This window comes from Geobacter sp. FeAm09, from assembly GCF_008330225.1.
Lineage (GTDB): Bacteria > Desulfobacterota > Desulfuromonadia > Geobacterales > Pseudopelobacteraceae > Oryzomonas.
Genome location: NZ_CP042466.1, coordinates 1,908,008 through 1,920,300, shown reverse-complemented (window position 1 = coordinate 1,920,300; position 12,293 = coordinate 1,908,008). Strand labels below are relative to the sequence as shown.

General features: G+C 61.7%; 14 protein-coding genes. 10 read left to right on the top strand and 4 right to left on the bottom strand.

From position 1 onward, the window contains the following. Positions 1-306: 306 nt before the first annotated feature. The 4 genes from FO488_RS09080 to FO488_RS09065 all read left to right on the top strand — a co-directional run bounded on the left by FO488_RS09080 (position 307) and on the right by FO488_RS09065 (position 3,846). Entirely contained in the window at positions 307-552 is a 246-nt protein-coding gene (locus FO488_RS09080) for a TIGR03905 family TSCPD domain-containing protein (RefSeq protein ID WP_149210265.1), read from the top strand. Between the two features lie 188 nt (positions 553-740). Then, positions 741-2,015: an Hsp70 family protein gene (locus FO488_RS09075; RefSeq protein ID WP_149210264.1), complete on the top strand. Its 1,275-nt coding sequence runs from the start codon at positions 741-743 to the stop codon at positions 2,013-2,015. Between the two features lie 25 nt (positions 2,016-2,040). Further along, a complete protein-coding gene (locus FO488_RS09070) occupies positions 2,041-2,313 on the top strand; it encodes a GIY-YIG nuclease family protein (protein ID WP_149210263.1) in 273 nt (90 codons plus the stop codon). 93 nt (positions 2,314-2,406) lie between these two features. Then, complete coding sequence (locus tag FO488_RS09065; protein ID WP_149210262.1) at positions 2,407-3,846, top strand: glyceraldehyde-3-phosphate dehydrogenase; 1,440 nt, start codon at positions 2,407-2,409, stop codon at positions 3,844-3,846. Positions 3,847-3,996: 150 nt separating this feature from the next. Here FO488_RS09065 and FO488_RS09060 read toward each other — a convergent pair whose 3' ends face one another. Next, the gene (locus FO488_RS09060) at positions 3,997-4,926 is read right to left on the bottom strand and encodes a cation diffusion facilitator family transporter (protein ID WP_240732232.1); all 930 of its coding nucleotides are present in this window, start codon (positions 4,924-4,926) and stop codon (positions 3,997-3,999) included. 33 nt (positions 4,927-4,959) lie between these two features. Then, positions 4,960-5,274, bottom strand: a complete 315-nt coding sequence (locus tag FO488_RS09055) for a PGPGW domain-containing protein (RefSeq protein WP_240732231.1) — start codon at positions 5,272-5,274, stop codon at positions 4,960-4,962. 125 nt (positions 5,275-5,399) lie between these two features. Between FO488_RS09055 and FO488_RS09050 the strand changes: the two genes are divergently transcribed. After that, positions 5,400-6,188 (top strand): dienelactone hydrolase family protein, encoded by a 789-nt coding sequence (locus FO488_RS09050; protein ID WP_149210261.1) that lies wholly within the window; start codon positions 5,400-5,402, stop codon positions 6,186-6,188. Positions 6,189-6,298: 110 nt separating this feature from the next. Here FO488_RS09050 and FO488_RS09045 read toward each other — a convergent pair whose 3' ends face one another. Further along, positions 6,299-6,919 carry a hypothetical protein gene (locus FO488_RS09045; RefSeq protein WP_149210260.1) on the bottom strand — a complete coding sequence of 207 codons (621 nt, stop codon included), beginning with the start codon at positions 6,917-6,919 and terminating at the stop codon, positions 6,299-6,301. Then, a complete protein-coding gene (locus FO488_RS09040; protein ID WP_205743389.1) occupies positions 6,916-7,146 on the bottom strand; it encodes a helix-turn-helix transcriptional regulator in 231 nt (76 codons plus the stop codon). Before FO488_RS09040 ends, FO488_RS09045 begins: the two co-directional genes overlap by 4 nt. Before the next feature lie 216 nt (positions 7,147-7,362). On the opposite strand from FO488_RS09040, the gene FO488_RS09035 reads away from it, so the two are divergent. From FO488_RS09035 to FO488_RS09020, 5 genes are all read left to right on the top strand, one after another. Further along, the gene (locus tag FO488_RS09035; protein ID WP_240732230.1) at positions 7,363-8,307 is read left to right on the top strand and encodes an NADP-dependent oxidoreductase; all 945 of its coding nucleotides are present in this window, start codon (positions 7,363-7,365) and stop codon (positions 8,305-8,307) included. A 170-nt stretch (positions 8,308-8,477) separates the two neighbouring features. Then, entirely contained in the window at positions 8,478-8,609 is a 132-nt protein-coding gene (locus tag FO488_RS20350; RefSeq protein WP_255516550.1) for a hypothetical protein, read from the top strand. Further along, positions 8,606-10,516, top strand: a complete 1,911-nt coding sequence (locus FO488_RS09030; RefSeq protein ID WP_168205955.1) for a PAS domain-containing sensor histidine kinase — start codon at positions 8,606-8,608, stop codon at positions 10,514-10,516. Before FO488_RS20350 ends, FO488_RS09030 begins: the two co-directional genes overlap by 4 nt. A gap of 20 nt (positions 10,517-10,536) precedes the next feature. Continuing rightward, positions 10,537-10,917: an HIT family protein gene (locus FO488_RS09025; protein WP_149212129.1), complete on the top strand. Its 381-nt coding sequence runs from the start codon at positions 10,537-10,539 to the stop codon at positions 10,915-10,917. A 180-nt stretch (positions 10,918-11,097) separates the two neighbouring features. After that, complete coding sequence (locus tag FO488_RS09020) at positions 11,098-12,276, top strand: methyl-accepting chemotaxis protein (RefSeq protein ID WP_149210258.1); 1,179 nt, start codon at positions 11,098-11,100, stop codon at positions 12,274-12,276. The last annotated feature ends 17 nt before the right edge of the window (positions 12,277-12,293 follow it).

The following is a 12,293-nucleotide window of genomic DNA, read 5'->3' as shown; positions in this document are numbered from 1 at the left end:
CCCTCCCGGTGATTCAAGTAAATAGCTGCATGTCCTCATTTTATACATAATTTTAGAAAAATCAAACCAACAGAGGGCAGGGATGTTTCGGATCTGACCCGCATCACGTGAGTGTCCCTGGAATTACGGCGATGTTTCAACGAGTTGCGAGCAAGACGGGGCAGGGGGGCTCGATGGTTTTGTCGTCACGGTCTGGGGCGGATACGGCATAATCCGGTTTGGTGTTGACAAGGAGCGGGGTCGGCATATAGCATCAAAACTTTATGCATCAATCATTCTGAAAACCATGACAGGAGATGGACGGTAATGAGATTCAGCTACGAAACGGCCGGCACCTGCAGCAAGCGGATCGATATCGAGGTAGAGGAAGGTGTGCTCGTGAGTGCCGATTTCATCGGCGGTTGTTCCGGCAATACCCAGGCGGTGACGGCGCTGGTCAAACAGATGCCGGTGGCGGAAGTGGTACGGCGCCTGAAGGGGATCGCCTGCCAGGGGGACACGTCGTGTCCCGACCAACTGGCGCGGGCCCTGGAAGCGTCTGCGAACAGGTAAGTTGTGACGGAATTGTCTGCGTTGCCCCAAGAACCCCTTTGTCCCCCGGCATCCCTGCGATCACCCCCTCCATACCTTTTTTGCGCAGTTCATCCTGAAATTGCTTGAAGCTGAAAAGCCGATGGCGTAATGTGCGTACCCCCCGGCGGTTCGGGTGGGGGTATGTTTGACGGTAAGGGGTTTATCACGTGCAGATTGTCTTCGGCATCGACTTTGGCACCACCAATTCGGCGCTTTCGGTTTACCGGAACGGCTCGGTAGAGGTGGTTGCCGTGGATGGCACCGACGACCGCAGCGGGGAACTGATGCGCTCGGTGCTCTATTTCAACGAGGAACACGAGATCTATGCCGGCCGGGAGGCCATCCGCCAGTATGTGGGCGACGGGGCCAGCGGGCGCTTCATGCAGTCGATCAAGACCTTCCTGCCCAACACCAGTTTCGACAGCACCGAGGTGTTCGGCAGGCGCTACGCCATCGATGACCTGGTGGCGATCATCCTCAGGAAGATCAAGGCCCGGGGCGAGGCGCATGTGGGCTGCCCCGTGGAGAGTGTGGTGCTGGGGCGGCCGGTGGTGTTTTCCGCAGACCCGGCAAAGGACGCCGTGGCCGAAGAGCGTCTTGAACGAGCCGCCCGCAAGGCCGGCTTCAGGAACATCTGGTTCCAGTACGAGCCGGTGGCGGCGGCCCTGGCCTTCGAAGAGACGTTGCAGGCCGGGCAGGAACGGATCGTGTTCATCGGCGATTTCGGCGGCGGCACCTCGGACTTCTCGGTGATCCGCGTCAGGGGAGGCGCCTTTGCCCGCTCCGACCGGCGCAGCGACGTGCTCTCCCTGGGGGGGGTCTACGTGGCCGGGGACAAGTTCGATTCCCAGATCATGTGGGACAAGGTGGCGCACCATTTCGGACGCCATGCCCGCTACAAGACCATGGGCAAGGACGAGTGGGTCAATGTCCCCAAGAGCATCGTCTACACCCTCTGCCAGTGGCACCGCATCCCGCTTTTGCGGTCGCGCAAGACCAGGGAGCATATCCGGGTGATCAAGGGCACCACCGATGACCGCCAGGCCATCGAGCACCTGGAGAACATCATCGGCGACAATTACGGCTTTTTCCTGTTTCAGGCCATTGAAAAGGCCAAGTGCGAGCTTTCCGACCGGGAACAGGCCCTGATCAGCTTCCGGGAGCGCAACCTCTCCATCGACGAGGAGATCGGCAAGGAGGAGTTCGAGACGATCAATGCCGAAAATATCCAGCAGATTGCGGACTGCATCGATGCGGTCGTGGCCCGCTCCGGGCTGACGCCGGACCGGATGGACACGGTCTTCCTGACCGGCGGCACCTCGCGGATTCCCCGTATCCAGTCTCTTTTCGCCGAACGCTTCGGGCGGGAGAAACTGGACAACCGGGACGCCTTCACCAGCGTCGTCCATGGCCTGGGCTCCAGCGTGCCGCTCTTTGTCTGACGCCGTTTGTTCATCCGCAAGCCTCGTGGAATGGCACGTTTACATCATCCTCTGCTCCGACGGCTCGCTCTATACCGGGATCACCACGGATGTGGAACGGCGCTTCCGCCAGCATGCGCTGGGGCAGGGCGCCAAGTATTTTCGGGGGAGACGACCGGTACGGGTGGTCTATCAGGAACACAACCACAGCCGCTCGTCTGCCGCCAGCCGGGAGGCCCGGATCAAGGCCATGAATCGTGACGAGAAATTGGACCTGCTGTCGGGGCGGGCAGGGATTGCGCTGCGAGGAAATACTTGAGGCGGAACGCCTGATATCGTAAAATGGTCGTTCCCGGACGTGTTCGGGCGTTTTTTCTGCATCCTAATTTCAACCAGCAAAGGTGCGTACCCCATGAATCGACAAAAACCCGAAATCCATCTCAAGGAATGGCAGCGGCAGGAAGCCGTTGCCGAAGGCATGCTGCCGGTCATCGGCCGGCTTTACCGTGAACACAACATCGTGCTGACCGTCTACGGCCGCTCCCTGGTGCACGGTACGGCCATCGACCTGCTCAAGGCCCACCGCTTTGCCCGGCTCACCCTGGATGGCGAACTGACGGTGCTGGATACCGAGCCGGTGCTGGAGGCCATCGCCAAACTCGACCTGGCCCCGGCCCGCATCGACCTGGGCAAGCTCACCGTGCGTTTTCGCGCCTCGGGCATGCCGGTGGACGCCTTTGTGGCCACGGAACTTGCCGCCATCAACACCGGCAGGACCTCGCTCCTGGCCGAACCGCGGGATATCGTGCTCTACGGCTTCGGCCGCATCGGCCGGCTGTTGGCCCGCATCCTGATCGACAAGGCCGGCAGCGGCGAAAAGCTGCGCCTGCGGGCGGCCGTGGTGCGCAAGGGAGGGGCCGACGACCTGACCAAGCGCGCCAGCCTGCTGCGCCGCGATTCAATCCACGGCCAGTTCAACGGCATCATCACCGTGGATGAGGAAGAGAACGCCATCATCGCCAACGGCAACATGATCCGCATCATCTATTCCGACGCGCCCGAAGCGGTGGACTACACCCAGTACGGCATCAACAACGCCATCCTGATCGACAACACCGGCAAGTGGCGCGACCGGGAAGGGTTGTCCCGCCATCTCGCCTGCCCCGGCATCGAAAAGGTCATCCTCACCGCCCCGGGCAAGGGGGACATCCCCAACGTGGTGGCCGGGGTCAACAACGAACTGATCACCCCCCAGGAGCGGGTGTTCTCCGCCGCCAGTTGCACCACCAACGCCATCGTTCCGGTCATGAAGGCCGTCAACGACCGCTTCGGCATCGTGCACGGCCACATGGAGACCTGCCACTCCTACACCAACGACCAGAACCTCATCGACAACTACCACAAGGCCTCGCGCCGCGGCCGCAGCGCACCGCTCAACATGGTCATCACCGAGACCGGCGCGGCCAAGGCCGTGGCAAAGGTCATCCCCGAACTGGCCGGCAAACTGACCGGCAACGCCATTCGGGTGCCGACCCCCAACGTCTCCCTGGCCATCCTCAACCTGGAGCTTAGGCAACAGGTCACCGTCGCGGAGATCAACGACTACCTGCGGGGCATCTCGCTGGATTCGCCATTGCAGAACCAGATCGACTACACCAACTCCCCGGAAGTGGTTTCCAGCGACTTTGTGGGCTCCCGTCATGCCGGGGTGGTGGACTCCCTGGCCACCATCGCCGAGGGCAACCGTTGCGTCCTCTACGTGTGGTACGACAACGAATTCGGCTACAGCCGCCAGGTGGTCCGCATGGTGCAGAAGATGGCCGGTCTAGAGCTGCCGACCCTGCCGTGCTGATCCCGGCACGGGGTGCCGTGCGGCGTTGTTGAAAATTGAATGGGGGCTGGCCGCCGTGGGGGCCAGCCCCCATTTTTGTTGTCGGCGGGGAAAAAGGCGGGCAGGAAACGCCTCATGCAGGAACAGCGTGCACAAGGGGCGATTGGGACATCATGCCATCCCGACCTTCGGACAGGCTGCGGCGCATCGTTCGCACCCGCCGGGGCAGGGCTCGATATGCACCAGGATATGGCTGTAGGGCAGGCACTGCTCGATGTCCGCCGTGATCTGGTGGCTCAGCGTGTGCCCGGCCTCGACGGTCATCTGTTTCGGCACCACCAGATGCATGTCGATGTGGCGGATATGGCCGGACTTGCGGGTGCGCAGCTTGTGGTATTCGATGAAGCGGTATTTGTAGCGGTCCATCACGTCATGAATCCGGGCTTCCTCGTCGTCGGGCAGCTTCACGTCCAGAATGTGGAAGAAGGCGGTCCTGGTGAGATCCCAGGCGGCTTTCACGATCAAAAGCGCCACACCGATGGCGAAAATCGGGTCAAGGATGGTGATGCCGGTGAGCTTGATGGCGATCAGCCCCCCCAGTACGCCCACCGAGGTATACACATCGGTCCTCAGGTGCAGGGCATCGGCTTCAAGCGCCACCGAATCGGTCCTGGCCGCCACGTTCAGCAGGTGCCGGGATACCAGGTAGTTCGCCAGGGCGGACAGGGCCATCACCGCGGCGCCCGCGCCCAGGTTTTCGATTGCCGCGGTGCCGGTTTTCAGCTTGTGCACCGCCTCCCAGACGATGGAGCAGGCAGCGCCGAAGATCAGGACGGCCTCGACGGTCCCGGCCACGTTCTCGATCTTGCCGTGGCCGAAGCGGTGGTGGTCGTCGGCAGGTTTGCCCGATTCCCGGACAGAAAACCAGGCGATGATGGCGGCCAAAAGGTCGATGCCGGAGTGTACGGCTTCGGAGATGACGCTGACCGACGACATCATGATGCCGACGCTCAGCTTCAGTACGATCAGTATGGTATTGGAGGCTATGGACAGGGCCGCGGCCCTGTTTTTCGCCGCCTGGACCTCGGGGGGGTGCATCATGGTACTACTCCGGCAGGTATGGTGATGTTTGCTTCATGGCTTTGGTTGCTGGTCGTTTTTGCGGTTGTTTGCGGCGCGCTCCATCCGCTCCCGTACACGGTGGAGCAGCCTGCGGGCCCAGGCGAACTCGGTGGCGAGGATGGCCAACGCCGCCGGGATGACGACGATGGCCGGCCCGGGCAGAATGATCATGGCAATGCCGATGACCAGGACCGTTATGCCCATGACCGCCACAACCATTCGCTTCAGTTTTTTGCGCGACCACTCATACATGGCGATCAGTCCGGTATCGGTATCATGACGCGGGGCGTTTGTCGGGATTTCTGTCGCGCTGGTCGTCAGGGACACTAAGACGCCAGCACCTTACTGCATGGCCGGACCGGTTGTCAAGATGGGGCAATTGACCGCGCCGCGGCAGGGGGGTATATAATAAACAAGTAGTATCGGGAAACGAAGCAGTCAAGGAGGATGCCATGTTGAGACTTGTCATGGTTGCAGCGGCCCTCGTCTGGTGGGCCGTCTCGGCAGAGGCGGCCGTCAGGACCAAGGTCGTGGAATACAAACAGGGCGATACGGTGCTGGAAGGGTATCTGGCGTGGGACGACGCCAGGATCGGCAAACGCCCCGGGGTGCTGGTGGTGCATGAATGGACCGGGCTTGGCCCCTACGCGAAGAAACGGGCCGAGATGCTGGCGAAACTGGGGTATGTGGCCTTTGCGGCCGACATCTACGGCAAGGGGGTGCGCCCCGCGACCCCCGCCGAGGCCGCCAAGGTGGCCGCCATCTACAAGGATGACCGCTCATTGATGCGCGCCCGCGCCAGGGCGGGGCTTGAGGTCCTGAAAGGCCAGAACCAGGTCGATCCAAAACGCCTGGCCGCCATCGGTTATTGTTTCGGCGGCACGACCGTGCTGGAGCTGGCCCGCGACGGCGCCGACCTGAGGGGCGTCGCCAGCTTCCACGGCGGTCTTGCCACGCCCACCCCCGGGGATGCCGTGAACATCAAGGCCAGGGTCCTGGCGCTGCACGGCGCCGACGACCCCTTCGTCAAGGCGGATGAAGTGGCCGCTTTCCAGCAGGAACTGCGCGCCGCCAAGGTGGACTGGCAGTTCATCAGCTACGCCAATGCGGTGCACAGCTTCACCAACCCGGATGCCGGCAACGACAACAGCAAAGGTGCCGCCTACAACGAAAAGGCCGACAAACGGTCGTGGGAGGCCATGAAGCTCTTTTTCTCGGAGATTTTCAAACAGGGGAGGTGAGGCGCCCGCAGCCGGCGCAAAGGGCCCCATGATACCGCAGCAGTTTCCCGGGGGGGACGGAACATCGTCCCCCCTGTTTTCGTTGGCAAGCCGTACCGTTCCGCTACGGTTTACGGTGCTTTTTGCGGCGGCGCTTGGGCCAGCCGGCGCATCAGATAGTTGTAGGACAGCACCTGCCAGATGATGAGCCCCAGGATTACCGCGGTGCTGGAGACCGGCAGGCCGGTGTAGGTGAAGATATCCCGGCTCCGCGGCGCGCTATCGGGTGTCCCGGCTGCTTTGGGCGCATTCAGCAGGTTGCAGGCAAGCCCCAGCGAGACGACGCCGGTTTTGCCGTCAACGGCCCGTTCTGGGGCAACCCGGTAGACGGAGACCTGAAAGCAGGACAGACAAAAGAGGAAGATGAGAATGGCCAGCGAGGTCAGAAAGGTCGTCCGGGTGGCTTTGCCGGTCAGGAGGGCTTCCCGCTCGTCCCGCTCCCGGATGAAGGTGAGCCTGGCCAGCACCCGGTCCCTGAACGGTTCGGAGCACATCAGCCGGATGCTCAGCACGACACAGAGCAGCATCCCGAAGCCGTAGGCGAACCCGGCGGCATTATTGAAGAATCGAACCGGCGGGGCCGCGTGATCGACGGCGCCCGTGTTGTATGCGTATGAAAAGAGGCCGAAACAGACGATTATCGGCAGTCCGCGGGTGAAAATACGGATCAGGATGGCATCCACTCGGTTCATTGTTGTCCCTCCTCGACGGAAAAGATTGCGTTGATATCGGTCTTGAAGTAGCGGGCGAGGCGAAACGCCAGTTCCAGGGACGGGTTGTAGCCGCCGCCCTCGATCGCCACGATGGTCGCCCGGGTCACCCCCACGCCTTGGGCAAGCTGTTCCTGGGTCAGGCGATATTCGGCCCGCAGGACGTTCATGCGGTTGACGATGACCAGTTGTGGGAGATTCTTGGCCATATGGGGTTCTCTCCTGTGCAGTATGCTTGGGTACAAGCAGTATAGTTTATTGATCAATATGTCAAGTTTATTTTACTAAAGACAAAGTGCAGCGAGAGCGCAAACGGAGCCCGCGCCTTGACACGCACGCCAAATATTCTACGCTGTATCTGTGCGGCATCATTGCCGCATGAGGCCGCAGCAGCCTGAAATCGACTTTTTGAGGGGAGATGAGACATGGAGACCATGAAAGCGGTACGCATTCACGCATACGGCGGTCCCGAGATGCTCGTGTATGAAGACGCGCCGCTGCCGCAACCGGGAAAGGACGAGATCCTGGTCCGCGTCCATGCCGCGGCGGTCAACCCCGTGGACTGGAAGATCCGCGAGGGGCACCTCAAGGAGATGCTCGGCAGCCGCCTGCCGTTGATCATGGGGTGGGACGTGTCCGGGACGGTCGAGGCGGTGGGTCCGGAGGTGGTCCGCTTCAAGGTGGGGGACGAAGTGTTCAGCCGCCCGGACATCACGCGGGACGGGGCGTATGCCGAGTTCATCGTCATCAGGGAAAACGAGGCGGCGTTCAAGCCCCAATCCATCGACCACCTGCACGCCGCCGCCATCCCCCTCGCCGCTCTGACGGCATGCAAATCGCTTTTCGCCGCCGCCAAGCTTTCGGCCGGGCAGACCATACTCATCCATGGGGCGGCGGGAGGGGTGGGCACCTATGCCGTGCAGTTGGCCAAATGGAAGGGGGCCCGCGTCATCGCCACCGCTTCCGAACGCAACCACGACTATCTGCGCGGATTGGGCGCCGACGAGGTCATTGCCTATCAGAACGTGCGTTTTGAAGACAAGGTGCGGGACGTGGACGTGGTGTTCGATACCATAGGCGGAGAGACCCAGGCCCGCTCCTGGGAGGTGGTGAAGCGGGGGGGCGTCCTGGTCTCCATCGTTGCCCCCCCGTCCCGGGAGGAGGCGGCGGCCCACGGGGTGCGTCCGGAATTCGTCTTCATCCAGCCCGATGCGACGGAGTTGTCAGGGATCGCCACGTTGGTGGATGCGGGAAAGCTCCGGGTCATGGTGGAGGCGGTGGTGCCTCTTGCCGAGGCGCGGCGCGCCCAGGAGCTGAGCCAGGGCGGCCATACGCGGGGCAAGATCGTGCTCAAGGTGCATTGCCCCTGAATGTCCGGTCCGAATCCACGGCCGCGCAAAAGCCGCTTTTCCGGACGAGGGCGGCTTTTGCCGCATGAGGGCGGCGGAAACGGGGCACGGCAGGCGCGCTGGTGCCGCTTTCGGCCGCGCCCCCTGACCAAGGCATTGACATTGTCATGAAAATTAATGATATTTCCGTTATGGAATGTACCAGCCTCGAAAACGGGAACGACGGAAACGGCCGGGGGGAGAGTGGCGGCATGGTGAAAGCCGGGATCCGCAGGATGTTCATCCGCGCCGTTGCCGCGGCCGGCGGAAAAGGCGTGCCGTGAACCGGGGAGACCTGGACATACGCCGGGTCACCACCCTGTTTGCCGGGATCGTAGCCGTGGCCATCGCCCTGCTGATACCCGCCGGTTATTTCGTCGCCTCCTCCGGATACCTGCACGGCGGCATGGAGACGCAGGCCGCTCTCCTTGGCCGTGCCTCCTCGGAGGCGGTGGCGGCGCAGTTCGAAAACAGCCGCCGTTTGCTGGTCGAAACGGCATGGGTCGCCGTCGGCTCGGCACTCTTCGGCGTGCTCGTTTTCCTGGCGTTCCGCATCTTCCCCTATCGGGCGCTCAGCCGGGCCCAGAGCCGTCTCGATGTGCGCGAACAGCAGTTGGCCGAGGCCAATGAACAACTCCGCCGCGAACTGGACGAGCGCCTCCGGGCGGAAAAGCTGCTCTTCAAGATGTCGGCGGCCATCCGGCAGTGCCCGGTTTCGGTCATCATCATGGACATGGACGGCGTCATCGAGTTTGCCAATCCCAAATTCATCGAGATGATGAAGGCTTCCGAGGACGAGGTCATCGGCAGGAAGCTGTTCGAATTGAAGGCCAGCGCGGACCCGGGCAGCAACTTCCGGGATGTGTGGCAGACGGTGGTGTCCGGCACGGCCTGGCATGGCGAATGGTGCAGCAGAGGCAGGGACGGGGGCGGGTTCTGGGAATACGTCACCATCTTCCCGGTCAGCGTCCAGGACGCCGGCGCCACCAACTGCATCGCCATCATGGAGGACATCAACGGCAGAAAATCCCTTGAAGAGCAGTTGCGCCATTCCCAGAAAATGGATGCCATGGGGCAGATTGCCGGCGGTGTCGCCCATGATTTCAGCAACCTGCTGACCGTGATCATCGGCTACGCCACCATGCTCAAAAATAATCCCCGGGACCCGGACACCGCCCTTGACCGGTTGGACAGCATCCTTTCCGCGGCCAACCGGGGCGTGCAACTGACCGGCTCCCTGCTCGCATTCAGTCGAAAGCAGATCCTGAACCCCCGCCTGGTGGACCTGGTCGGCATCGTCAGGAACATGGAAGATTTCTTGCGCCAGATCATCGGCGAGGATATCGTGCTCGAAACCGAGTATGACGTCGGCAAATGTTACATACTTGCCGACAGCAGCAACATCGAGCAGGTGATCATGAACCTTGCGGCCAATGCCCGGGATGTCATGCCCAACGGCGGCCGCATCAGTGTCAAGGTGGCAAAGACGGAGCTGGACAACGATTTCGTCGCCGCCCACGGTTACGGCCCTGCCGGGCAGCATGCCCTGCTTTCCGTCACCGATACCGGCTCGGGGATCGGACGGCACACCCTGACGAGGATTTTCGAGCCGTTCTTCACCACCAAGGAGGTCGGCAGGGGGACCGGCCTGGGACTCTCGATCGTGCATGGCATCGTAAAACAGCACAACGGCTATCTCACCGTATCGAGCAGGGAAGGGGTCGGCACGAGCTTCTTCGTATTCCTGCCCCTTGCCCGGGACAGTTTTCTTTCTGGGGACGATGACCACGGTGCGGATGCCGCTTCTGACGACCGTCCGGCAGGTTCCGGGGGCGTTCTGGTGGCCGAGGACGATGCCCTGGTGCGGGCGCTGGTTTCGAGCATACTGGCCCAGCACGGCTATGCCGTTATTTCGGCGGAGGACGGGGAGGATGCCGTTGCCAAGTTCCACATGCACGCCGGCAAAGTGGACCTGCTGCTCATGGACGTGGTCATGCCGAAGATGGGCGGATGGCATGCGTATCAGAAAATCAGGGAGTCGCGGGCGGACATCAAGGCCATTTTCATCAGCGGCTACGCGAGCGATGATCTCCTGCGCAACGGACTGCCGGCAGCCGGGGTGAATGTGTTGCAGAAACCGCTGAAGCAGCAGGAACTTCTGACCAGGGTCCGCGAGATCCTGGATATTTGACCGGAGCGGCCGGGGGAAGCATGCTGGGATTCGCCAAAAAATGCCCGTTCTGTTCCGATGAAATATCCCACCGCATCCTGATGGAGCAAGGGACGGTCTTTGCCGTCGAAGACCTCTATCCGGTCACCCAGGGGCACCTGCTCGTCATTCCCCGCCGCCATACCCTCGACTACTTTTCCATGACCGATGAGGAACGTTTCGATGCGCAACAGATGCTGCTTGCGCTCAGGGAACAGATCATGCGCTACGACTCCACCGTGCAGGGGTTCAACATCGGCGTGAACTGCGGTCCGGTCGCCGGCCAATCCATCCTGCACGCCCACATCCACCTCATACCGCGCCGCGAAGGGATCGAACTGTTCAGCAGGCATTTCGGCTACCTCGGGAGCAGCCGGTCATAACTCTTTCTTCCGGCCGCTCCGGCCGCCGCCTCCTGCAGAATCCCGCTTCATATCCCGGTGGCACATTCTTGACACACGATTGTATGAATTTTTTTTAACATATTGTAATTATTATTGAAAACAGCTCGACTTTCGTGTAAACATAAACGGATTCTACACACCGGGAGAGAGACGACGTCCATGAGTGCGCTTCAGGAATACTATTTCCGCCTCTCCATCAAGATGCGGATCGCCCTCCTCTGTTTTTGCTACAGTATCTGCATGATCGCATTGACCGTTCTGGCCCGTTCCGATTCCTGGTCGGTGCGCTGGGGCGCGTTGGGTCTCTTCATCGTTCTGGGCGCGTTCTTCGGCATGCTGAACATCCTGGGCATCGGGACCTCCATCGACCGGGTCATCGCCTATCTGCAAACCATGGCAGGCGGCGACCTGTCCCAGAATATCGCCGCCAAGCGCAATAACGAGATCAGCCTCATCATCAAGACCATCGGCGAGTTGCAACGGAACATGCGTTCCATGATTGCCGCCATTCAAGCCACGTCGGAGGGGTTGACCAGGGCGGCCGGCGATCTGCGCCGCACCTCCGAGGGGATGGCGGCCGGCGCCGAACAGGCGGTGGGGCAGTCGGCTTCGGTGGTGCACGCGGTTGAAGACCTGACATCGGTCAGTTCTGATATTGCCCGCAACTGCCAGGTGATGTCCGGCAAGGCGACGGAAACGAAGGAATCCACCAGGGAGGGCGAACGCACCATCGACGCCATGTCCCGGATGATGGCGGAGATCGGTTCGCTGGTGAGCGACACGACCCTGGCGGTGGAATCGCTGGGGAACAATTCCCACCAGATCGGCGAGATCGTGGGAACCATCGAGGATATTGCGGACCAGACCAATCTGCTGGCGTTGAACGCGGCCATCGAGGCGGCCCGCGCCGGAGAACAGGGACGCGGGTTCGCCGTGGTGGCGGATGAGGTCAGAAGCCTGGCGGTGCGCACGACGACGGCAACGCAGGAGATTCAGAAGATCATTGCCGTATTGCAGAACGATGTGAAGAACGTCGTGGATTCCATGGGGCAGAGTTCGCGGAGCGTCAAGAACGGCGAGCAGGGGGTCCAGCTTTCCAGCCGGGCCATATCCGATATCAAGTCCCACATCGAGGTCCTGACCGACAACGTTGCCCAGATTGCCACCGCAATCGAGGAACAGTCGGCCACCACCGCCAGCGTCAGAAATAACATCCGGGCGATCAGCGACGTCATCGACACGGTTTCCTGCGGCACCAGGGAAACCGACCAGTCGGCATCCGGGCTGGCAAGTTCGGCGCTTGAACTGAAAACCATGGCCAGCAGGTTCCGGGTATAATTCCTCCCGGCCGCGCC

Bases quoted from the DNA above. Each gene is read 5' to 3' on its own strand.
- FO488_RS09080 (WP_149210265.1), top strand. From the start codon at position 307: ATGAGATTCAGCTACGAAACGGCCGGCACCTGCAGCAAGCGGATCGAT.
- FO488_RS09065 (WP_149210262.1), top strand. From the start codon at position 2,407: ATGAATCGACAAAAACCCGAAATCCATCTCAAGGAATGGCAGCGGCAG.
- FO488_RS09060 (WP_240732232.1), bottom strand. From the start codon at position 4,926: ATGATGCACCCCCCCGAGGTCCAGGCGGCGAAAAACAGGGCCGCGGCC.
- FO488_RS09050 (WP_149210261.1), top strand. From the start codon at position 5,400: ATGTTGAGACTTGTCATGGTTGCAGCGGCCCTCGTCTGGTGGGCCGTC.
- FO488_RS09045 (WP_149210260.1), bottom strand. From the start codon at position 6,919: ATGAACCGAGTGGATGCCATCCTGATCCGTATTTTCACCCGCGGACTG.
- FO488_RS09040 (WP_205743389.1), bottom strand. From the start codon at position 7,146: ATGGCCAAGAATCTCCCACAACTGGTCATCGTCAACCGCATGAACGTC.
- FO488_RS09035 (WP_240732230.1), top strand. From the start codon at position 7,363: ATGGAGACCATGAAAGCGGTACGCATTCACGCATACGGCGGTCCCGAG.
- FO488_RS20350 (WP_255516550.1), top strand. From the start codon at position 8,478: ATGGAATGTACCAGCCTCGAAAACGGGAACGACGGAAACGGCCGGGGG.
- FO488_RS09025 (WP_149212129.1), top strand. From the start codon at position 10,537: ATGCTGGGATTCGCCAAAAAATGCCCGTTCTGTTCCGATGAAATATCC.
- FO488_RS09020 (WP_149210258.1), top strand. From the start codon at position 11,098: ATGAGTGCGCTTCAGGAATACTATTTCCGCCTCTCCATCAAGATGCGG.